Raw genomic sequence first — 21843 nt, 5'->3', positions numbered from 1 at the left:
TGGAAGGGCGGCGCCGGGGAAGGGGGAACTCGCGGCGCCGATCATAACGCAGTTTAGGAGATGAACATGCAAAAGATCAGTCTTTTTATTACCTCCGCCCTGGCCATCGCATCCGCGAGTGCCGTGGCGGCGGACAGTCCACCCCCCGCCTCCGCAGAACCCAAGGCGCAATGCAGCGTCGATGCGCTCCAGAAAATCGCGCCCCAGGGCACCAACATTCTGAGCGCCGATCAACTGCAGATGCCGACGCCCTTTTGCAAGATTGTCGGAACCGCCAAGGCGACCAAGCCCGACTCCACGATCAATTTCACTCTCTCGCTGCCCACTAACGAATGGAACGGCCGCTATTATTTCATGGGTCTGGGCGGGGCTGCCGGTTTTATGCCGCCTGCCAACCCCAAGCTGCTTGGCGCGGGCTTCGCCGTAGCCGTGACGGATACGGGACATCAGGGCACGATCCTCGACTGGAGTTTTGCAAAGGATAATCCGACCGCGATGCTGGACCACGCCCATCGGGCCGGTCATGTCACCGCTGTCGCGACGCAGACTTTGACGCGGGCCTTTTATGGCGCTCAGAAAATGTATCGCTATATGCTCGGCTGCTCGGGCGGCGGCCGGATGACCGAGCAGGCTATCGAACGCTATCCCGACGATTTCGATGGCGCTGTCGTGGGGGCGCCGGGGCTGGGATGGGACCCGTCCTGGTTCACCTGGACCACGCAGCAGATATTCCGCACGCCTAATGCCTGGGTTTCGCCCGCCAAGCTGGCGCTGATCGAGCGGACTGTCATCAAGCAATGTGCGTCACCCAATGGGCTGGTCGCAGACCCCAATAGCTGCGGCTTCGACCCGGCATCCTTGCTGTGCAAAGGAGGCGATGGCCCCAACTGCCTCACCAAGGATGAGGTAGATACCGTCAAGGCGATCGCCCTTGGCCCGCCCGCGGTATATCCCGGTCGGCCGCGCAATGGTTTTGCGCTTACCAATCCTACCGGCTGGACACAGTTCTTCATGGGCGCCACCCGGCCCGTTAAGGGTCAGGCCAATCCCTGGGCGCCGTCGCCCCCGACGGCAGGCTACATCATCGCGAACAGCTTCATGCGCGATATGTTCATCCGTGACCCCAAGCTGGACGTGATCGACGGATTCAGTTTCGACAATCCAGCAGACGTCAAGCGGCTGGCCGAAGGTTATGATTGGGCGGACCTGTCCCCCCGTCATCCGGAAAAACTCTCGGCCTTCAAGGCAAAGGGCGGCAAGGTAATCTATTGGCACGGCATCGCCGACCCCGGAATCCCGGTCAGCGAGATCATCACCCATTACAACGACCTTCAACAGTCCGTCCCCGGCAGCAGCGATTTCGCACGGCTGTTTCTGGCACCGGGAACATATCACTGCGGAGGAGGCATGGGACCGCAGGACGTCCCCGACCGCGCACTTGAAAAGCTTATCGCCTGGCGTGAGCGCGACATTGCGCCCGACACTATCGTTGGCACAGGCCCCAGCGTGCCAGAGGGCTTGCCCGAGGGTATGCCTGGACGCCCGGCTCCCGATGCCATGATTTCCCCGACCCGCACGGTGTTGATGTGCGCCTATCCCAAAACAGCGAAATTCAACGGACGACCGGGCGATTTCGGTTTCGATGCAGGCAATTACAGCTGCGTCGATCCCAAGTGACCAGCCCCGCAAGGAGAGGATGATGACGATGACAAGGCGGGATTTTGCAAAAGGTGCAGCGGGCGCGACCGCTGGCATATTGGCGCCGGCGGCCGTGAGCGCGGCAGTCCCTGCGGCTGGGAGTAACGATCTCCATTGGGCCACGGCAACCGACCTTCGCGATCGGATCGCGCGCAAGGATGTATCGGTGACGGAGGTTGTGCAGCACTTCCTCGACCGTGCCGACACGCTCGACAAGACGCTTCACGTCTATGCCACGCTCGATCGAGCCGGAGCGCTAGAGCAGGCCAGGGCAGCCGATGCGGCGATTGCCCGCGGCGATCGGTTGGGGGCGCTTCACGGCGTTCCCATCGCGATCAAGGATCATATTCCGGTTGCGGGCCTTAAAGGACATCAGGTGGGCGATAAGCCTGCCGCGATATCCCGGAATGATCATTTCGGCGTCGAGCGTCTCAGAAAATCCGGTGCTATCATCATGGGCACCAACAGCATGCTCGGCGCAGGCGGCGGTGGCGCGCTGGCCGGCGAAGGCATTTTCAAACCCTTCAACTGGGACGCGGAAGCCCGCAGCCCCTGGGACACCAGCCGTGTGCCCGGCTGGTCGAGTTCCGGCGGCGCAGCGGCCGTGGCCGCCGGCATGCTGCCGGTTGCCATCGGATCGGACGGCGGCGGCTCCACCAGGCTACCGGCAGCATATAGCGGCGTCGTGGGCATGCATCCGACCGGCGGGTTGATCCCCGAACTCGATTATACCAAACCACGTCCGCCCGCTGGTATCACGGTCGGTCCGCTCACCCGCAGCGTCCGCGATGCTGCGCTGGTGACACAGGTGATGGCAGGCCCCGATGGCCGCGATCCCTTTTCGATCCAGACCGAGCCCGATGATTTCCTGGCAGGGATCGACAGGGGCGTGAAAGGCATGCGCTTGGCCTGGACCGACGATTTCGGTTTCACAGAGCGCTATGCCGGGCCCGAAAGCGCCCGGGTGATCGCACTGTGCCGGGCCGAAGCCGCAAAAATGGGTTCGCTCGGCGCCAACGTCGCGGAAACGAAGGAAGTTTGGGATGACATCATGCCCAACCGCATGGCGCAGTGGCTCGCTTTCTACCCAACCGAAGGGTTGTCGCTGCCGCCGCCCGAGGTAATGCAAGCCGGTTTCGAGGCGCGCGGCCGTAACTGGGACCGCTTCCGCAAGCTGTTTGCGACGCATGACCTGATCCTTTCAGCGACATCGCAGCTCATCACCCGCCCGATTGCCGAATGGGAAGCGGGCTGGACCACCGATGGCCCCAAATATCCGGGTGGAAGCTTCATGGGTAGCTATTGCAGCCACACCGATATGTTCAACTGGCTGAAATTCCCCGCCATCTCGGTTCCCTGCGGTTTCGTCGACGGCTTTCCAGTGGGTCTGCAGATTGCCGGCCCTCCGGGTAGTGAGGCGAAAATCTTTCGCGCCGCCCAGACCTATCAAGCGGCTTTCCCGCGCAATGAGCGTCCCAAGGTAAGTTAAACATGGCTGGAACTCTCGAAGCAACGACACAAGCCATCAATAGCTATGTCCCGACCGACGCCTATTTTGGCAAACCCTTCATCGACGCGGACGAGATGCGGAGCGATCCATTGCCGCATCGCTATGTTCATGGCGGATTTGAAAATAGCGATACCCGGTTTGCGATCTACTTTCCCGAAAAGGATGTATATCGAGGGCGCTTTTTCCAGCCGCTAGGCGGTGGACTGGGTGGCACTGAATTCGCTTTCGTCGAACCGCTGGCAGGCGTGCTCGGCGGAGTTCCCGGTGCCTTTCGTTTGGGCGGCTATATGCTGGAATCCAATCAGGGTCATATCGGCAATGACCTTGATCAGCGCGCAGGCGACGATCCGGGACTCTATGGCTGGCGGGCCAGCGCGGAATCGGCGCGTTTCGCCAAACATCTCGCCAAGCATCATTATGGCGAAGTGCCGCATCATGGCTATGTCTATGGCGGGAGTGGCGGCGCACGCCGATCCCCCTTGTGTCTGGAAAATGCGCCCGACATTTATGATGGCGCCCTGCCTTTCATGGGCGGCGGCCCCATCGCTCCAGGGAAAGCGGATGAGGCGATTGAAAGCGTGCAGCCCACGGGTTTCGGCGCCATGTTCAATGTTCGTCGCCTGCTCCGCGACAAGCTTGCCAATGTCATTGATGCGACCGAACCGGGAGGCAGCGGCAATCCGTTCGAGGGGCTGAACGCGCATGAGCGGGAAGCACTGGCCGATCTATATCGTCTCGGTTTTCCCCGAGGCGCGGAATATATGATTGCCCAACCCATGGGTCAGGCCGCCATGTGGTGCTGGAACGCAGCAGAATTCGCACGTCAGGATCCTGGCTATACCCCTGATTTCTGGAGCAAGCCGGGTTATGCGGGACATGACCAGCCGCACCTTTTCGAAGGCGACCGGATTGTGCGGTTCAAGACTGGCGTGGACGAGGCCCGCACCGCGGCCGACATCGCTGCCGAGGTCCATGCTGGCGGCCCGGCGGCCATGGAGGCGAGTTCCTTCATGGCGATCATGTCCCCGCCGGACCGGCAGATTGCTATCCGGCTGGCCGAACAACCTTCCGGCTATCTTCCCGGTGCATCTGTCCGCATACTGAGCGGCGAGGCTGCCGGGCGTCAGCTTTTCGTGACGGGCGTATTCGGTGATACGCTATTGCTCGACGGCTTTGGTGCCGACGGAAATGCAAAGGCGGAAGGGGTCCGGCCGGGCGATCAGGTAGAAGTCGATAATGACGCCTATCTCGCATATTGCTATTGGCACAGGCACCATGTCATCGACGGTGAAAAGGGTTTTGACCAGGTCATCGTCGATGGTAGTCCCATGTTTCCCCAGCGGCCCCGTATCACTGTCCCCAGTCCCTTTGGCGGACATTATTCCGCGCAGTTCAAGGGCAAGCTGCTCTACATGCAGCATACGCACGACACGTCCCTATGGCCGGATCAGGCGATCCTTTATGCCGAAGGCGTTGCCCGTTACGGAATGCCCAAAAATTTCCGCCTGCAATGGGTGGAAAATGCCGAGCATATCCCCCCAGCCTTTCTGCCGCCAAGCATCGTCCCCTCTCCCACCTCACGCCTGATCGATTATTCGGGAATTATCGAACAGGGCCTGGCCGATCTCGTCGCCTGGGTCGAACGAGGGATTGCTCCGCCCGATAGCGCCTATAGCTACACGGGCGGAAAACTCACCCTGCCAGCCGCAGCTTCCAAACGCGGCGGCATCCAGCCGGTGGTTTCCGCAAGCATAGAGGAAGCCGCACGCGCCGAAGTCGCCGTCGGCGCAGAGTTTACCATTTCAGCTATGGCTGAAGTGCCGGCCGGGCAAGGCACCATCGTGGCAGTCGAATGGGATTTCGACGGGACCGGCCGGTTCCTTGCTGCGGAAGAAAGCGTGGACGGGACGGCGGCAAGTGGAAGCTATGAGCGGCGTCACAGCTATGACAAGCCGGGAACCTATTTCGTGACTGTCCGCGTGACGGCTCATCGGCAAGGCGACGTATCTACGCCCTACTTGCGTATCCCCAATCTGGCTCGCGTGCGTGTCGTCGTCACCGGAGCAGCCGCTTAGTAACGCCCCAGTACCCGGTCGGCATAGCCATGGATCGCGCAATAAACCTGGTCGGCGGCCGCAAGATCGCCGACTGCAAGGCTTTCCAGATATTCTTCTGACCAGGCCTTCAGGCGGTCTACGTCATAAGCATTGTCCATGGCGACCTTGCCCGCCTTGCAGGCGCGATACGCCGCGAGTGATTGTTCGATCAGACTGAGTACCGGGTTGTCGATCATCCGCCATTCCATATGAATGCGCCGGACATGCCCGTTTGCGTCTGTCCAGTCCTGTTCCGCAATCATCCGCCTCAACCCCGTAAAATCGCCGGGTTCAGTACGCATCCCCATGACGTGGCGATTGAGCCGGCCGATTAGGGAGAGGATAGGCCGAAACTCGGCCGCGCCTACATCCAAACGAGTGTAGTGTTGAGTAATGCGTTCGATTGCATCCCGTGCATGCTCGAGCCTGATCTCCACGCCACGGCTCCGGCCCCTGCGGCAGATCAATACGCCGCGGGTTTCGAGCATCTGCACTGCCTGCCGCAATACCTGACGGCTCACGCCAATCCGCTCCGTGAGTTCCGCTTCCGAGCCCAGCCGTTCTTCGCCGCGCTCACGCAGGCGCCGCACTTCGTCCGCCAACAAACGGGCGACCAGAATAGCGAGACTGCCCTCGTTGAGCGCTGACGGGCGAGGCGGATCTTCCCACTGCTCCAAAATTTCGAGCGCATCCACGAAAGGCCGCAACACTCGGCTGATTTTAGAAACGCCATTGGGTTCAGCAGCAGGTGATTTATAATCCAGCCCGCGCGTCAACAGTGCATAAGAATAACCGCTACTATAGTCCTCGCTGTCACTTGGCCCAGTCCCCGCAGCCTGACTGAGCAACGCAACCGCATGTTCAGCTTCTTTGCGTTGCACCGATGTAATGCCGCGGATCAGAAAATATTCGGCGAGAAAGCGGGTTAAGGTCGCATGGCTCTCCTCCAGAACCATGAGTCCGCCACCGGGGCCACGCCGCATGCGGGCTATGCCCTGATCTTCCAACAACCGGACAGCGCCCAGCAGCGTTTCGCGCGCGAGTCCATATCGTCGGGCAATTTCGTCGCTGCCGCCCAGCACCTCGCCGGCGCGACGCTTCTCCGCGCGAATATCATGCTCAATCAGCCGGGCAGCGCCTTGGGCCAGCTTTTCCTGGACGGGGCGTCCCAACACCGAGGCGTAAAGCTTCGGCCAATCAAAATGCACCTGTATGCCACCCTCCCCTCAAGAATATTTGCCGCCTTTATTGGCATGATCCTTATCAGGAATAGCTCTTCTATGTCTCCTTTCTTCTGTCTGCCGCAGCTGCATCGCGGAGTGTTTTCGGCGGCGACTTGTTGACGTCAGGTCAACAGGCACAAGATGTCACGAACATCCTCCATCTCTTCCAGACGGGAAATCTGCGAAACGATGGCGTTTGCGGTATCTTTGGCGATCGGCTTACCGCCATAACTCACATGCTCATGGAAGTCGGTAAGATGCTGCTCTTCGGTCTTGGCCTTGGCGCCTATGCCCGACGGCCCGTCTGCTCCGCAGGTTAGAATGCGTCCGTCCTGGAAACGAATCTCGACCGCAACGCGTGCGGCAAGCTCGACGCGACCTTCCATCAATTCCGGGGTCAGATGAGTATGGATGCGCTGCGCCAGCGCGCCGACCTGGGGATCGGCAACTGCTTCGTTGGTGAAATGGGCAAGCCGAACGGTTTTGCGTACAATGGCGTTGGCCACGCAATAGCGGACATTGAACTGGCCGTTGACCTGCGGATTGTCACCCAACTCGAAACCCGATCCGACGAGGCTGCACGGCCCTTCAGCCGCCATGTGAATGTCGATCCGATCGACGTCCTCCGGTTCGAAGGGATGGGCCTTCAACAGATCCATGACGGCATCGGTGCTGGAGATGGTTGCGCCGCATTGAGGGCGTGTCTTGTAACCGAAATTGCGCGCGAACCACTGCTCACCCAGCCCGCCGAGCAGGAGGGAATCGTTGCGCGCATCTTTGCAGAATAGATGATAATAGCCCCATATGCCGGTGAGCCAGTTTTTCGGGCCAGTGATGTTGCGTTGGGCGAGTTGGGCGCAGATGACGGAATCCTGCGACACGAAACCCTGGATGACCCGCACGGCGAGCGAGGCGTCGACATTGCTCTGGAAGCTGCTGCCCGCCTTGTTGAAAGCGAGCGCCAGCGCATTGGCCATCTGCTTTTCGGTGAGACCGATGATGCGGCCCGCGGCAATCGTCGGCGCGAAGATCGAGCAAGCTCCGGTGGGATCGAAGCCGTCCAGCCGCGCCACATGCCCCAAGCGGATTGCGATCTCTGAACCGGCAGTCATGGCTGCGATCAGTGTGCGTCCGCTTACCCCGCCCACCCGTTCGGCCATGCCCAGCACCACGGGCACGAGGCTGCTGCCGATATGCTGCCCAGGCACAGCAAAGTCACAAATGTCGAGCGCGCGCGCCATGGTGCTGTTGGCCAGTGCCGCTGCGTGAACTGGAACCTTCCCGCCGTGGAACCAGATGGAAGCCTCCGTCGTGCCTCCCCATTCCATGACCTGCGCCACCACATCTTCGCACCCGTCCGCCGTCGCGCCAGCGACCGCCGTGCCGATGATCGTACGCAGCAACAATTTCATCCCGGCAACGACATCGGCGGGCAGATCCTCATAGCAGAGGCTGCTTGCCCATGCTGCGATGGTCGCCTCGGGGCTCCGCCCGGAACCATCTTCGGGGCCGCCTATAAGGATTGACTCGATTGCTTGCTGCGCCCCGCTCATGGGATGTCTCTCCTGTCCGATCCGCTTTGGGACGGCATTAGAACAGGAACCCATCTTGCGATCGAATTTTGCTGTCCTCACAGCGACAAACTATCGCGGAAAGGCTGGAAATGCATTAGGCACGCGTTTCCGAGAAGATTTCGCCTATATCGCTAGATAGGAGGCGCGGACCGATTCCGCATCCAAGGAAAGGCCCCATGCCCCGACCGCGGGGACGAGCAAAGGCCGCTATGGTGGAGATTGTAATGAACGAAGAAGCAGCGACCAATCTGGACGAGATGGCGCATGATTTCCTTATGGTGAGCGAAACCTACAGCGGCACCGGCCCTGCCAATCCCTATCCCATGCTCGCAGAACTCCGCGAGGAGGAGCCGGTCATGGATGGTGACATCCTCGCCCGCTTCGGGGTGCCGAGCCAGGCCGACTATGCCGGCAGTGGCCGTCCGGTCATGACCGTTTTCCGCTATCCCGACGTACACGCGATCCTGCGCGATTCCACCAACTGGAAAAGCTATATCATGGCCGACGGCTTCGGCGCCGCGGTCGACAATCTCCTCCTCACCGGCATGGATGACGAAGAACACAAGAAATATCGCGCCCTGCTGGCTCCGGCCTTTGCCATGCCGGTTATCGCCCGCCTGCAGGAAACGATGATGCGCCCCATCATTCAGCGCGAGTATACCGACAAACTCCGGCCCAAGGGGAGCGCGGACCTGGTTCGCGAACTTGCTTTGCCCTTCCCTGTGCGGGTCGTCTACGCGTTGTTTGGCTTTCCCGATGACGGGGATGGCGACACGGTCATGAAATTCGCCAGTTGGGCCCTACGCATATTGAGCGGACCGCAGATCGATCCCGCCAAGCTGGCGGTTACCGGACCGGCCGCCATGGATGCCGGTCAGCAACTGTTCGATCATGTGCTGCCCATCGTCCGCGCCCGCCGGGCATCGGGCGACGAGCGCGAAGACTTGATCAGCTTCATGCAGAATGTCGAACTCGAAGGCCAACGCTTCACGGACGAGGAAATTACCGGTTTCGTTCGGATGCTGCTACTCGCGGCGGCGGAGACGACAAGCCGGAGTTTCGCGAACCTGCTGATCATGCTGTTCGAAAATCCCGAAGCGATGGAAAAAGTGCGTGCCGACCGCAGCCTGATCAACAAAGCCATTACAGAATCGATGCGCCTTGATCCGGTCGCGACCAACCTAGCCCGCATTGCGGCGCAGGACATGGAAGTGTGCGGCGTGACCGTTCCCAAGGGCACTGCGGTCACCTTGTCGATCGGAGCGGCGAACCGCGATCCGTCGACCTATGAGCGTCCGAACGACTTCTGGTTGGAAAGGCCTATGCGGCCGCTGCTCAGCTTCGGGTTCGGCCCGCACATCTGCATGGGCATGCATATCGCCCGTATGGAAATGGCAGTGGCTTTGGACCTGCTGCTCGATTTCCCAAATCTGCGGCTCGATCCTGCACATCCGCATCCGGTTATCCGTGGCATGCACATGCGCGGCGCGGACGCGGTCCACGCTATCTGGGACGCCTGATCCTTCGATCCCGGTGCGTCGCAGTGCGTGCCGGGGTAATTCAGCGACCTCCGCTTTACGCCGCGCTCCGCCACATGAGGCTGCCCGGGATGAACATCATCCCGGGCAGGTCATTTGCATGATCGGACATTTCAATCAGCGGAGGCAGGGATGATCCCCGCATCATTGTCAACAAACGCCGGCGATGTTGACGAAGCACCGCCGGTGCTGCTCAGGCTCAAAACCGGAAGGTCGTGCCTACCCCCCAGGTGAAGGGCTGACCGATCCATTCGAATGCCACCCCGAGGCTGGAATAGAGATTGCTGAATGACCGGGTCGTATACTTCTTGCCGGTGATGTTCTTGGCGAAGGCGTAGACTTCCAGATCAGGTTCGTTCAGCGTGACTGAAACCCGTCCGTCGAGCAGGCCATAACCATCAATGCGACCCAACTGGTTCTGCCGGGTGAGAGCTGCGATGGTTGCAGCGGATTCCCGCGGGTCAGCCGTCGTCGTGTCAAACCACTGGCTACTGACATAGGAATAGTTCGCGTGCAGCGCCAGTTCCCCAAATCCCAGCGGAAACACCTGATTCGCACTGATGTTGACCTGTGTTTGGGGCAGCTGCGGTACATTTTCACCGCTACGATCCACGATGCATAACGGAGCCGCCGGGTTGGCCGGGTTCGGGACGCAGTCCGCGCCTGTGCCGCCTGCGATGGCACGAGTTTCGGTGAAACTGCCCCTGCGATAGTTGCCAGCCTGCAAGCTTGCATTACCGGCCAGCGTCATACCCTCCCACGGAATCACGGTCAGTTCGAATTCGGCGCCATACACGTCCTGATCGCCGGCATTCAGAAGATATTGGGTGGTGAGGCCGTTGACCACAGCGCCCGCATTACGCTGCACGCCCGTCTGCCAGGAATAGAATATCGCGATGTTGGCGCGTGCGCGGCGATCGTCCGATTCCAATTTCAGGCCCAGTTCGATGTCCTTCACCTTTTCCGGATCGAAGGCTGGCGTGTTGACCGACCCGTTACGCAGGTTCCAACCACCTGCCTTGGCAGCGCCGCTGGTTTTGATATAGGCGAAGACATTGTCGTTCGCCTTGAAATCCAACCCTGCCGTCCAGGCAGGATAGTTGAATTTCGCAACCCGTCCCAAGCTGCAAGGTGGCTGGAAGTCGGGCTGGGAAACCAGTTCGGCCGCACAGACGCTGGGATTGATGCTGGTACGATTGAACGATGTAGTACCACGCGTATCCCAGGTCCAGCGAAGGCCACCCGTGAAGCTCAACCGATCCGTGATATCGTAATAGAGCTGGCCGAACACACCCGTCGATTTATTCCGCACAGCCGACCGATTCTCGGCATAGCCCTTGTTGGTGGAGGTCGGCGGTTGAAGCACTCCGAAGGTCTGAGAGAGCGATGCCTCCGAGCCCTTTTCATTGGAATAGTAACCGCCGAAAATATAGCTGAGTCGATCGGTCAGATCGCCCGAGAACTGAAGTTCCTGGGACCATTGCTTCGATCCATAATAGCTTTCCGCCGCCAGGATCTGGATCGGCGTGCCATCGAGTTCGCCCAGACCGATGGAAAAGCTGTACCGATAGGCAGTGATCGATTTGACATTGATATCGCCCAGCCGCCCTTCGACCGTCAACGATCCGCCGGATGCGGTCAGACGATCATAGCCGTTGTTCCGGCCGCTATACTTACCTTCGGTCGTGTAGTTGTTGATGAATTGCTGGTTGGCGGTGGTGTACCAGCTATCCTTGGTATGAAGATAGGCGGAGAGCGGAAACAGCGCGTTGATAGCGCCGATGGCGGGGTTGGCTGTAGGCAGAAAATCCTTCAGCCCGACAAACTGCCCATGGTCTTTGATCTTGTTATAGTCGCCTGCGAGCGTGACCGACCAGTCGCTGTCCGCCGGCGCCCATTTGATCTTGCCGCGCACATATTGGCTGTTGCGGTCATTGACGTCCTGTCCAGTGAAACTGTTGCGAGCATAGCCGTTGCGATCGGTGAATTCATAGACGACGCGCATCGCGAGTTCTTCGCCCATGATCGGGACGTTGAGCGTGGCGCCTGCATTACGCAGACCATAATTGCCGATCCGACCGCGCACTTCGCCTTCGAAATCGCCCGTGGGGTCCCGGGTGATGATGTTAAGGGCACCGCCGGTCGTATTCCGGCCGAATAGCGTCCCCTGCGGTCCGCGCAATACCTCGATCCGTTGCATGTCGATAAGATCAGTCAACCCCTGCGACGGACGCGCGATATAGACACCGTCCAGATAGGTAGCGACTGCCGGATCGTTCGCTGTGCCAGGGTTAAGCGTGGCCGAACCGCGGATGGAAATATTGGCAAAGCCCGAGCCACCGGCCGAGCCGGTGGAGATGGACAGGCCCGGTGCGGTTTTCTGCAGCGCCGCCGCGTCCGTAATCTGCGCGTTCTTGATCGCTTCCGCGCCAAGCGCGGTGACTGCTACCGGGGTGGTCTGGAGATTTTCTTCCGTGCGACGCGCGGTAACGACGATATCTTCAATACCCCCTGTAACGCGATTCTGTGGCGTTTGACTGTCTTGCGCTTGCGCTGACTGGACCGCGACTACCGCGGATGACAGTAGCAAAGCGCAACGCAATATTCTTGTTCTTCCCATTACTCTCTCCCTTTGTGATTTTTCGTTATGGGCCATCCTAACAGATGCTCTGGCTTCCTCAATCCAACAAGACTGTTCCCAAAGTGACATGGCGCCACCCCGATAGCGCAATGGAAATACTTTCCGCTTCATCCGGGACTGGTGCGTACCGGAATCTATACGGCCTTGCAGCACGCAAACGATGCGTTGCTACAGATCGCGAAAGCCGCCGACCAGGTCAGCAATTCCGCCGTCCAATGTCATCCGGCGACGAGGGCGAGGTGAGCGATGCGACCTATGAGCGGCGACTTGAGGCCCAAAAGCTGGTGGCAGGGACGTTTGGCGATAGAAAGTCCCGATCGCACATATGGTTGAACTTAACCTGCCTATCCCCCGCTACATAATCAAAGTCATAAAATGTTCGGAGCGAGGGGCAAGCATGCCGTTGGGCGGGAAGCAGCCATTGAAAGCCGATACGACAATTGTCAGCACAGGTTTGACGGGCGGACTGATCTGGGCGCTGGCGGCGTCGCAGGTTTCGTAAGCTATTCGAACCCTCAATATACGGTCTCCTTCCTAATGCGAGCGGACGGCCTGCCTGGCAGTAGCGCTGCTACCTTGCTGGGCCTGGCGACGGGTGGCATCGACATATTCGTCATGCTGGTCACAGGCCCGTTGATCAATGGTGGCGCAACCGCTTCCCCTGATCAGGACATGGCGGCCGACGTTGGGGCTAATCTGATCGGGCCGCGTTTTTGCGACGGCGTTCATGGTGGAATCCATCCTGATCGTGAGCCGCCTACTGCTCGCGACCTCACTGGTCAGCATTTTCCCATGCCAGCCCTGTATATACTGGCACAAAATGTGTCCCCGCTATCGATGCGGGCGACTGCTGCTGCATTGATGATCGGCGTCATTTCGTTGGCTGGCTACGGGCTGGGGTCTCCAGTCATAGGCCTGATCAGCGACGTGGGTCAGGTCGTGATGGCGTCGCATGGCGTGCGCGTGAGAATTGCCCTGTCGCTCAGCCTGGGGTCGTCCTGCTTGCTTCATTGTTGTGGCTTTCCATCGCACGCAACATACATGAATAGTCGTGCCTTGTGATCAGACTCGCCGATTGGGCCAAATTAGGGCATAAACCCCGATTGCTACGCGGACATGGATATTCGCGAGTAGGAGGGACAATGGGAAACGTGCAAACTACCGGACACAGCTCTGCTGACGTCATACTTTGCCAACCGGTCACGGCCTCCTATTTCCATGTCGAAAACAGCATCGTCGCCAACGGCATTCGCGCCGACATTCGTCATTTTGCGTGGGAACGATCCTGCGACGCGCAGTTTGAAGCGAACAGTCACTACCTGGATTATTCGCTGGGGCCGCGTGCACATGGAGCGCGGTTGCTGTCGGAGGGGCGGCGCAACACACCGCCCTTCGGCGAGGTGGCCTATCTGCCGATGGGATCTCAGTTTGAGGCGCGTTGCGAGCCCAGCGAATATCGGATCCTTTGCCTCACCTTCGAAGATATCATGGCTGAACGCATCTTTCAGAGCGAGGATCTCCCTGGTTCCCTGCCGCCCTGTTTCGACGTTAAGTCTCCATGGGTTCGGCAAGGCCTTGCCCGGATTGCCAAAGAGGTCCGCAATCCGGGCTTTGCACAGGATATGCTGGTAGAAACCATCGCCTTGTCATTGATCATCGACCTGTGCCGCCATCTCCAGATGCGACCGGTTTCGGACGACATGTGCGATGGGCGGATGGCGGACTGGCGCCTGCGCCGCCTTCAGGAGCGTATCGATGCCGGGTTGAACGGTCCCCTGTCCATCGTCGACCTGGCGCAAGAGTGCGGGCTGAGTTCACGGCATCTGATGCGAACCTTCAAGAACACCGTGGGGACGACCATCAGCAGCTATATTTCCGATGCGCGGATCATGCGGGCCAAACGTGAACTGGTTCAGGAGGGGGCGATGATAAAGGTCGTCGCGGGCAATTGCGGGTTCCAGAGCGCCGCTGCGTTCAGCGCCGCTTTTCGCAAGGCGACCGGGATAAGCCCGCGTCGTTTTCGACAGGAAATGTTGCACGGCGCAAGATAGCTCAGGCCTTGATCGGCCAAGACTATACGCGTTCTATTGTCACGGGAATAGCACCCATCCGCGGTTGGCCGAAGATAGGATCGAAGGCTGCCTGTGCATCCATCAATCGGGAGGTGCACCCACCTTCACCTAGGGCATCATCCGCCTCATCAGGGTTGGTGCCGAAGCAATGTGACATCGACAGAACCCCTGGACGCAGACGGGAATCGACCTCGACCACGCCATCGATCACTCCATGAACCGAACGTATACGTACGACCTCGCCGGATGTGACGCCAAACCGCTGCAGTTCGGCTGGGTTAACGAAAGCTGGATTGTGCCGTCTCTTGACCGTCAGCTTCGGATTGTTGCGGCCGATGGAATTCATCATCTCGTTGCTCCGTCGCGGCGTTAGCAACAATGGGAATTCCGCGCTGGGCTGCGCCGTGTCACCGCGTTTGACCAGGACAACTCCCAATTCGGCCATCATCGTCGGATCGGCCAGTTGGAGCATCGCCTCGCAATCCTCTCCACGGGGCAGCACGGTAAGGTCGAGTTCCGTAAAAAGTTTGCCATGTTGATGCCGGCGCACCTCCTCCAACGGAACACGTGATCCGGCGCACATCGCCTCGAACATCTCCTCAGTCGAGGGACGGCGATCAAGCGGAAGCGCGAAGGGAACCGGAAACTTGTCCCAATGCTCGCCCGTCCCCGCCGCATTACCGAAATAGGTGATCTGCTTGCCCAGCTTCTTGGCCAGCTCATAAAAGAACTGCCAGCTTTCGATTGTGTCCGAACCGGCTGGCGGCTCAACGGTGGCAGGCGCGTACATCGCATAGGGCTGTTCAAAACCGCCCGTCCAGATACCGTAATATTTCATTGATTCGGTGAACTGCGTGCAGCCAGGCGTTTCCAGCGACATACGGTCCGGAATGACATAGTCCGCCATGCGTGCGGTATTCGACATTTCCACGTCGATCGCGACCAGCAGGTCGAGCGCACCCAGCGCTCGACCCGCCCGGTTCTGGTCAGGAAGGGAAACGGCTGGATTGCTGCCTGAGCAGATCAGCGCTCGAACCTGTCCCTTACCGGGGGTTAGTATCTCGTCCGGCAGGGTGCCCGTCGGCGCCCCGACGACGGTTTTCGGCAGACCGTTGATCCGGCTGGTCTCACTATAATCCCAGGGCGTATAAGGCGCATAGGGCTGCGCCCGGATCGGTACGTCAGGCAATAAAACGTGCGGCTGCGAATGCTGCTCACCTGCCCGCACCCAGCGCCCGCATACGCTATTGAGGCAAAGCGCCAGGTATTCCGCCAGAGTGCCGTGTAGCGGGAAATGTGCGCCAGTGGCCGTGACCACGCATCCACTCTTCGCCTCCGCAAATGTGCGCGCTGCCAACACGATGTCCGCCGCCGAAACACCCGCGACATCTGCTACATGATCGGGTGTGAAAGGCGCGACGGCCACCTTCAGTGCATCGATGCCCACGGCATTGGTTTCAACAAAATCGCGATCATACAGCCCCTCGGTCAGGATCACGTGCAGCAGGCCGGCCAGCAGCGTCGAGTCCTGTCCTGGTTGCGGCCGTATGTGGAGAAAGGCATGCGCCGCCGATTCCGTCTCCCGCGGGTCGATCACGATGAGCTTCATGCCATTCTTGACCGCTTGCTTCACGGCCTGTCCCGGATTGACCGACATGCCCTGTTTGGAAATCACCGGGTTGGTGCCAACCATGATCCAGCTGTCGGCATCGGCGAAGGCGTTGGGGCCGGCCATCCAGCGTCCGTGCAGCGCCTGCGCGATCACCTTCCCCGCCTGATCGATCGTCTGCACGGAGAAGAAGCGATGGGGAAAGGTTCCGAGCGCCATGATGAACATGGCGCCAATCACCGGATTGATCGGATTACTGAGATTGCCGTTGCCGGGATAGACGGCGATCGCGTCGACGCCATGTTCGTCGCTGATCGCCTGTAGCCGAGCAGCGATTTCATCGATCGCCTGCTCCATTGGAATGGATTGATAGCTGCCGTCCGGCATGCGCTTTTGCGGGTGCAGGATGCGGCTCTCGGCATAATGGCCCTCGGGCATGGCGCGGCCCTTGGGGCAGGTATAGCCGCCATAGATGGGCGACTGCCGGTCGCCCACAACCTTGATGGCGCGCCCCTCCTCGATCGTGACCTCGACGGGACAGCAGGCCCAGCAGACCTTACAGATGCCAATGCGGGTTTCGCTCACCCGATATCTCCCACTCCGCTCAAAGATAGAACCTCGATCACAGGATCGGTTCCATCTCCACCATCACCAGATGATCCTTGTTTCCGCCAGCGATCACCAGGCATTTACGCAACATCCGGCGATACAGGAACCGGACGAGGGCGACATCCTCTTCCGGTCCAGCCGCCTTGATATAGGCGACAAGATCCCGATCGGCAGCATTGAGGTCGACCGGCCGATACCCCAGCAGAGCTTCGGCGTCATTCAGATCCTCCGCTTCGGCCCAGGCGCCATAATGCTGCTGGTTGACCAGGAATTCGGGAATGGTGGCGATGACCCCGCGCTGCCAGTCCTCAAACCCCGGCGAGGTCGGGATGCTACGGATCTCGTCAGCCAGCTTCTGTAGCGCCATATCCTCTATCGGCGTCACGCGCGGCGCTGGCAGGTCGAACTGCTCCAGCTCGATACCGATGATCTCGGCCAACGCTTCCAGGCATCGACGCCCGATCATCGCAACCTGGACCGCGCTTTCCACCCAGTCGCCGCCGGGCGCTCGATTGGCGAGCGCGAACAAGGGCGCATAATAGCCAACCGACATGAACACGATCGTCTGATAAGCGATCTTGTGGAAATCGACCGGTCGCCCCAGCGCCTTTTCATAATGGCGATAGAGCGCCGGAAGATCGCCCATATTCTCGATGGGATGGCGCCCGCGGAAACAGGCGAGGTCATGGTGATTATCACCCAGATGACCGACCTCCATGTCGATGATTGCTGTCATTTCCGGCCCGTCCGACAGAAACTGCCCACAGTCGCCAGTGACGAAGGAGATATGCGTCAGATCCTGTGGCACATTACGCCGCAGCCAGAGGTCGCAAAATTCCATCAATGGATCGACGACATTTTGCTCCAGGCACATCGCATAGAAGCGCTGCACGCTGTTGAGTGCAATATCGGCAGGCGTCTGCGGAAACGGCAGCTCAGTGCCGGAGAACTGTTCGGGCGGTATGCGGTGGATGTCGGCCAGCGCTTCCATATATTTCAGGCTGGCCGCCCAGCGATCAGGGGTCATCACCGACCGGCTTTCCTCCGCCTCCATCACAAGGCCCGGATCACGGCCTCCACGCACCCATTCCATGACGATCGCTTCGGGTTCCGCGCACATGCCGTGCAACGTCGGAATGAGGACCCCATTGTCCTGCAAGACCTTGAGCACTTCATATTCATGACGGAGTGGATAGGGATGGTCGGGCCAAGGCCGGGTGCTCTTGAACAACAGGCTCGATTCCACGCCGTCCTTCTCGATAAATACCCGCCACACCGGGCGCCAGCGGCGCTGTCGCACAATGCTGGTCACCTTCGCGCCCAAGGTGTCACGCACCCAACGCGTAATGCCAGCCTGCTGCTGCTCGAAAGACAGTTCCGATGCCTCGACCGGATGGTCCAACTCAACGGTCGCCATATCCCTCTCCTCTCCTGACCGCCGGACGATGGCGGCGCATTGGAGCCGTAGGAAGCTCCGATGGCCGTTGCCGAATGTCCCCGCGGCTTTGTTTCAGCGCCCCTGCCTATGGGTTCAGAATCGATCAGATCTGGCGCTGCAAGACCGAGGCTATAGCGAGGCTGGAAAATGGTCAATAATAATTGTACATTGATGTATATATAATAGTGACTCATCATCGGGGCTGGTCTTATCGCGTTCGCCCCTGCATGAAGGTCAGGGTCGCAACGGGCGCGATGTTGACAACGGAGACGGAATTGCAACGACGTCAGCGCGCCAACGGGCGCGACACCTATGCCGCTCTTCTGGACGCGGCGTTGGCGATCTGGTCAGAAGAGGGGATCAACCGCGTCACCATGCAGGCTGTGGCGGAACGAGCCGGCCGCACCCGCGGCATCATGTATCATCATTTCCGCGACCGAGACGATCTGATCGCTGCGGTGCAGATTCATTTGCGTGACCGGCTCGCGCATGTCTTCGATTTTGCCAAAACACCATCGCGTAACGATTATCTGATGGTCGCCGGCCTAATGGTCGATAGCCCCGAGCTGGTACGTAGCTTCCTGTCTCGACTTCTTGCTGGTGACGCACGCGAAGATTCGCTGCTGGCGATCGCGCGATCACATTATCGCGAGGTAAAGGCACGGAACTGGCTCCGCCCCGACATCGACGCCGATCACGCCGCGGTCATCAGCCTCTCCATGTGGCTGGCATCCATGATGGCGGTCGATCTCAAGCAGAATCTCAATGACCGCCGCGCCGAGGCTTCCCGGTTTGCCGAGACATTTCAGAGGGTGATGGAAAGCTCGATCATCTACCCGGAGATTGAGCGGCCAACGGCTGGAGAATCTGTATCACTCTCTCGTTCGAAAAACCGTTAGCATCAACATATTGAACCGTGACCATTCCGCGCCATCAACGCTGTTTCGCAGACGCGCCCGTGCCGGCCGGGTCTTCGTACACCGCGAATGTCCGTTGGCTTTTGCGGAATTGAACTGGCGTGGTGCCGGTCCGTTTCCGGAAAAACCTGCTGAAATAAGCGGGATCTTCAAATCCAAGCTGGTAGGATATTTCCGCCGCAGAAGCGCGCGAATATGCCAATTTTCGCTTGGCATGAAGAATTTTCTGCGCCTGGATTACGGCGACCGGGGTGCTCCCAAGCAATGCCTTGCATGCCTGCACCAACTGCGCTGGCCTAACGTCCAACGCCTCGCAGTAATCGGCAATTTGCCAATCGCTTGCAAGGTTTTCATCTATTAGCCCTCGAAATCGATTTACGATATCAAGTTCAGATCCCGACATCTCATCGGCACTATTGGATATTGGGAATAATTCCCCATTGCTCTCATTGTAATTGTTATTCTTCTCAAAAAGAGTGAGAAGAATATAAGCAGCAACGGCGCCGTCGCTTGCCGTTCCGAGCCTGCCGCCTGCTTGTCGCAATTCATTCCACAGCCGGTTGCGATCCTCCGCTCCAGCGCGACCGATCCAATGGCTCAATTTCTTTGGACTGTGAAAATCGTGCCAATAACTCGCGATAGATACGCCCAAAGCAGGCACGACGCGAGACAGCAAAAAATCATCGGCTATGCCAAAGAGGATAGACTTGGTGCCTCCTTCCAGCATGACGTGCGCCTGGGATCCAGCCGGGATAAACGCCGTTTCGCCGCCAGCAAGGGAAGTTCGCCACCCTTCCAACCGGGCCAGGCCTCCACCACTGTGAACGAACAAATATTGGCGATAGCGCCGATCCGAAAGATCACGCATTTCCGCTTCTGCGTCCTTCGGGCACTCTATCGCCGTTAGCCATACATTGGCGCGAACGTCGTTCCGATTGCCATCAGATATAGTCATATGGCCACCCTCTCCATTTCGACTACCAAAAAAAGTCCCAGCTTTTCCCGCTGACGTCCCTTACGGTAGCGAACGAGGTTAAGTTAACTCCTTCCCCATGGCAATCGCGTGATGAACGGCGATTTGATGGCCCTCATTGCTCGAACACCGACAATATCGTCCACGCGCAAGTCAAGTTTGCCGCGTGAACAACATGTTATGATAGGGAGAGGATAGTGATGCGATCTCTTGCAGAACGGCGCGATGTGTTACGTGGCATCGGCGGAGCGGCCGCATTGCCTATAATCGGCAGCAGCAAGCCCGCCCAAGCCGGCGCTGGAACCACGGGTTCGGCCGGAACGGGAAATGGGGAGATCGTTGAAACCACCGCAGGCAAGGTCCGCGGTAGCAGGGATGGCAGCGTCTACATATTCAAAGGCATTCCTTACGGAGCCCCCACAGGTGGCAAGGGCCGCTTCATGCCGCCGCAACCTGTCGCACCATGGTCAGGTGTTCGCGATACGCTGTCATTCGGTCCGACAGCTCCCCAGGCCAGCGCCGCAGAAGCTGGCGGGATGGACAAACTGGCCGAGGGGCCGGGTGCCATCCGGATGAAAAATTTCATGACGTTCCTGCATGGTATGGCGGGCGACGAACCGGCGATGGGCGAGGATTGCCTCGTTCTCAACGTGTGGACTTCCAGCACGCAACGCGATCGCAAACGTCCCGTCTTGGTTTATCTGCACGGGGGCGCCTACACCAGCGGCTCGGGATCTTGGAAGCTGTATGATGGTCTGGGCCTGGCTCAACGTGGCGACGCCGTGGCCGTGACCATCAATCATCGACTCGGCGCGCTCGGCTATCTTCATCTGGCTGAACTTGGCGGAGCGGATTATGCCCCCTCGGGCAACGTAGGAATGTTGGACATTGTCGCTGCTCTGCAATGGGTGCGCGACAATATCGAGAATTTTGGCGGTGATCCGTCGCGCGTTCTTGTCTATGGATCATCGGGCGGCGCAAGCAAAACCTCAGTTTTGCTCGCTATGCCATCGGCAAAAGGGCTGTTCCATCGCGCCAACTTAATGAGCGGCGCGGCGATGCAGGCCGCGCCGGCCGATCTCGCCGCACGTAATGCGGAAAAACTGCTCACCCGGCTCGACATCGCTCCAAAGGATTTCCGCAAGCTCCACGATGTACCGTTTACGACGCTGGTACAGGAAGCCGAGCGCATGAACGCGATGCCGATCAGCACCGCGCTGGCGGGCGCTGCAAGCCCCGAACAGTTTATGGGCCTCATGCCGGTCGTCGACGGGACGATCTTGCCGACTCATCCAATGGAGCCTGTGGCATCGCCCAACGGCACGCATGTGCCCGTGCTGGTAGGCTACACCCGCGATGACATGACGATGATGATGTTCGGCATGCCCTGGTTCGGCACTTTGGATGAGGCTGGTCTTGCAAAGATGGCGACGGCGACCTTCGGCGAAAAGGGACCGGCGCTACTGGCGGCCTATCGCCGCGAGCGGCCCGATGCATCGCCGACCGACATCGCCTGCTCTTTCGTGACCGATCGGGTGATGTGGGCCGGATCAATCCGCTGGGCCGAACGGCGCGCGGAAGCGGCCGGCGCAGCGCCCGCTTATGTTTATCGCTTCGACCTGGAGTCCGCGGCTCTGGATGGCGCCATAGGCGCCGCGCATGGCGGCGACATTCCCTTCGCCATGAATAATTATACGGCTTCGAGCATGGCGGGCGACCGCCCTGAAAACCCGGCCATGGCAAAGATCATGAGCGACACCTGGGTTCATTTCGCTGCGACCGGCAATCCCAACAACCCCGCCATTCCACAATGGAAACCTTATGAACCGACCGAGCGGGCAACAATGGTTTTCGACGTCCCAACGCATGCCGAAAACGACCCTCGAACAGAAGTGCGCTCCATGCTGATGGATGCACTGGCCCCCTCAAAAGGCTGAACCACCGA

14 protein-coding genes are annotated in these 21843 nt (G+C 59.4%); 8 read left to right on the top strand and 6 right to left on the bottom strand.

Translation table 11 applies throughout. From position 1 onward, the window contains the following. Nucleotides 1-66 precede the first annotated feature (66 nt). The 3 genes from LDB26_RS08455 to LDB26_RS08445 are packed head-to-tail and all read left to right on the top strand — an operon-like array spanning nt 67 to nt 5283. Nucleotides 67-1677, top strand: coding sequence for a tannase/feruloyl esterase family alpha/beta hydrolase (locus LDB26_RS08455; protein ID WP_257541592.1), 1611 nt, complete (start codon nt 67-69; stop codon nt 1675-1677). A gap of 19 nt (nt 1678-1696) precedes the next feature. Continuing rightward, nucleotides 1697-3187: an amidase gene (locus LDB26_RS08450; RefSeq protein ID WP_257541590.1), complete on the top strand. Its 1491-nt coding sequence runs from the start codon at nt 1697-1699 to the stop codon at nt 3185-3187. Between the two features lie 2 nt (nt 3188-3189). After that, nucleotides 3190-5283: a PKD domain-containing protein gene (locus tag LDB26_RS08445; RefSeq protein ID WP_257541587.1), complete on the top strand. Its 2094-nt coding sequence runs from the start codon at nt 3190-3192 to the stop codon at nt 5281-5283. Here LDB26_RS08445 and LDB26_RS08440 read toward each other — a convergent pair. Beyond that, the gene (locus LDB26_RS08440) at nt 5280-6512 is read right to left on the bottom strand and encodes a GntR family transcriptional regulator (protein WP_062065621.1); all 1233 of its coding nucleotides are present in this window, start codon (nt 6510-6512) and stop codon (nt 5280-5282) included. The genes LDB26_RS08445 and LDB26_RS08440 overlap by 4 nt on opposite strands. Nucleotides 6513-6649: 137 nt before the next feature. Then, the gene (locus tag LDB26_RS08435) at nt 6650-8080 is read right to left on the bottom strand and encodes an MmgE/PrpD family protein (protein ID WP_257541585.1); all 1431 of its coding nucleotides are present in this window, start codon (nt 8078-8080) and stop codon (nt 6650-6652) included. Between the two features lie 245 nt (nt 8081-8325). On the opposite strand from LDB26_RS08435, the gene LDB26_RS08430 reads away from it, so the two are divergent. Then, entirely contained in the window at nt 8326-9621 is a 1296-nt protein-coding gene (locus tag LDB26_RS08430) for a cytochrome P450 (RefSeq protein ID WP_062065615.1), read from the top strand. A gap of 217 nt (nt 9622-9838) precedes the next feature. On the opposite strand, the gene LDB26_RS08425 is transcribed toward LDB26_RS08430, so the two are convergent. After that, complete coding sequence (locus tag LDB26_RS08425; RefSeq protein ID WP_257541583.1) at nt 9839-12349, bottom strand: TonB-dependent receptor; 2511 nt, start codon at nt 12347-12349, stop codon at nt 9839-9841. Nucleotides 12350-12655: 306 nt separating this feature from the next. Here LDB26_RS08425 and LDB26_RS08420 point away from each other — a divergent pair, with 306 nt between their 5' ends. Both LDB26_RS08420 and LDB26_RS08415 read left to right on the top strand, forming a co-directional pair. Next, complete coding sequence (locus LDB26_RS08420) at nt 12656-13342, top strand: hypothetical protein (RefSeq protein ID WP_062065609.1); 687 nt, start codon at nt 12656-12658, stop codon at nt 13340-13342. Between the two features lie 80 nt (nt 13343-13422). After that, nucleotides 13423-14331 carry a helix-turn-helix transcriptional regulator gene (locus LDB26_RS08415; RefSeq protein ID WP_257541581.1) on the top strand — a complete coding sequence of 303 codons (909 nt, stop codon included), beginning with the start codon at nt 13423-13425 and terminating at the stop codon, nt 14329-14331. 22 nt (nt 14332-14353) lie between these two features. Here LDB26_RS08415 and LDB26_RS08410 read toward each other — a convergent pair whose 3' ends face one another. After that, on the bottom strand, nt 14354-16546 hold the full coding sequence (locus LDB26_RS08410; protein WP_373886177.1) for a molybdopterin-dependent oxidoreductase: 2193 nt from the start codon (nt 16544-16546) through the stop codon (nt 14354-14356). A 37-nt stretch (nt 16547-16583) separates the two neighbouring features. After that, nucleotides 16584-17987, bottom strand: coding sequence for a phosphotransferase (locus LDB26_RS08405; RefSeq protein WP_257541579.1), 1404 nt, complete (start codon nt 17985-17987; stop codon nt 16584-16586). A 296-nt stretch (nt 17988-18283) separates the two neighbouring features. Between LDB26_RS08405 and LDB26_RS08400 the strand changes: the two genes are divergently transcribed. Then, the gene (locus LDB26_RS08400; protein ID WP_257541577.1) at nt 18284-18907 is read left to right on the top strand and encodes a TetR/AcrR family transcriptional regulator; all 624 of its coding nucleotides are present in this window, start codon (nt 18284-18286) and stop codon (nt 18905-18907) included. A gap of 34 nt (nt 18908-18941) precedes the next feature. On the opposite strand, the gene LDB26_RS08395 is transcribed toward LDB26_RS08400, so the two are convergent. Continuing rightward, a complete protein-coding gene (locus tag LDB26_RS08395) occupies nt 18942-19880 on the bottom strand; it encodes a helix-turn-helix domain-containing protein (protein WP_062065598.1) in 939 nt (312 codons plus the stop codon). Nucleotides 19881-20098: 218 nt separating this feature from the next. Here LDB26_RS08395 and LDB26_RS08390 point away from each other — a divergent pair, with 218 nt between their 5' ends. Next, complete coding sequence (locus tag LDB26_RS08390; RefSeq protein ID WP_257541575.1) at nt 20099-21835, top strand: carboxylesterase/lipase family protein; 1737 nt, start codon at nt 20099-20101, stop codon at nt 21833-21835. Nucleotides 21836-21843 lie beyond the last annotated feature (8 nt).

It is taken from the genome of Sphingobium sp. CFD-1 (assembly GCF_024611115.1).
GTDB classification, from domain to species: Bacteria; Pseudomonadota; Alphaproteobacteria; order Sphingomonadales; family Sphingomonadaceae; genus Sphingobium; species Sphingobium baderi_A.
Note: the sequence above shows the minus strand (reverse complement) of the source record. Positions and strands in the feature narration are given on the sequence as shown.

Coding starts and splice junctions, on each gene's coding strand:
- LDB26_RS08390 (WP_257541575.1), top strand. CDS start 20,099: ATGCGATCTCTTGCAGAACGGCGCGATGTGTTACGTGGCATCGGCGGA.
- LDB26_RS08415 (WP_257541581.1), top strand. CDS start 13,423: ATGGGAAACGTGCAAACTACCGGACACAGCTCTGCTGACGTCATACTT.
- LDB26_RS08405 (WP_257541579.1), bottom strand. CDS start 17,987: ATGGCGACCGTTGAGTTGGACCATCCGGTCGAGGCATCGGAACTGTCT.
- LDB26_RS08435 (WP_257541585.1), bottom strand. CDS start 8,080: ATGAGCGGGGCGCAGCAAGCAATCGAGTCAATCCTTATAGGCGGCCCC.
- LDB26_RS08450 (WP_257541590.1), top strand. CDS start 1,697: ATGATGACGATGACAAGGCGGGATTTTGCAAAAGGTGCAGCGGGCGCG.
- LDB26_RS08425 (WP_257541583.1), bottom strand. CDS start 12,349: ATGTCACTTTGGGAACAGTCTTGTTGGATTGAGGAAGCCAGAGCATCT.
- LDB26_RS08420 (WP_062065609.1), top strand. CDS start 12,656: ATGTTCGGAGCGAGGGGCAAGCATGCCGTTGGGCGGGAAGCAGCCATT.
- LDB26_RS08395 (WP_062065598.1), bottom strand. CDS start 19,880: ATGACTATATCTGATGGCAATCGGAACGACGTTCGCGCCAATGTATGG.
- LDB26_RS08430 (WP_062065615.1), top strand. CDS start 8,326: ATGAACGAAGAAGCAGCGACCAATCTGGACGAGATGGCGCATGATTTC.
- LDB26_RS08445 (WP_257541587.1), top strand. CDS start 3,190: ATGGCTGGAACTCTCGAAGCAACGACACAAGCCATCAATAGCTATGTC.
- LDB26_RS08455 (WP_257541592.1), top strand. CDS start 67: ATGCAAAAGATCAGTCTTTTTATTACCTCCGCCCTGGCCATCGCATCC.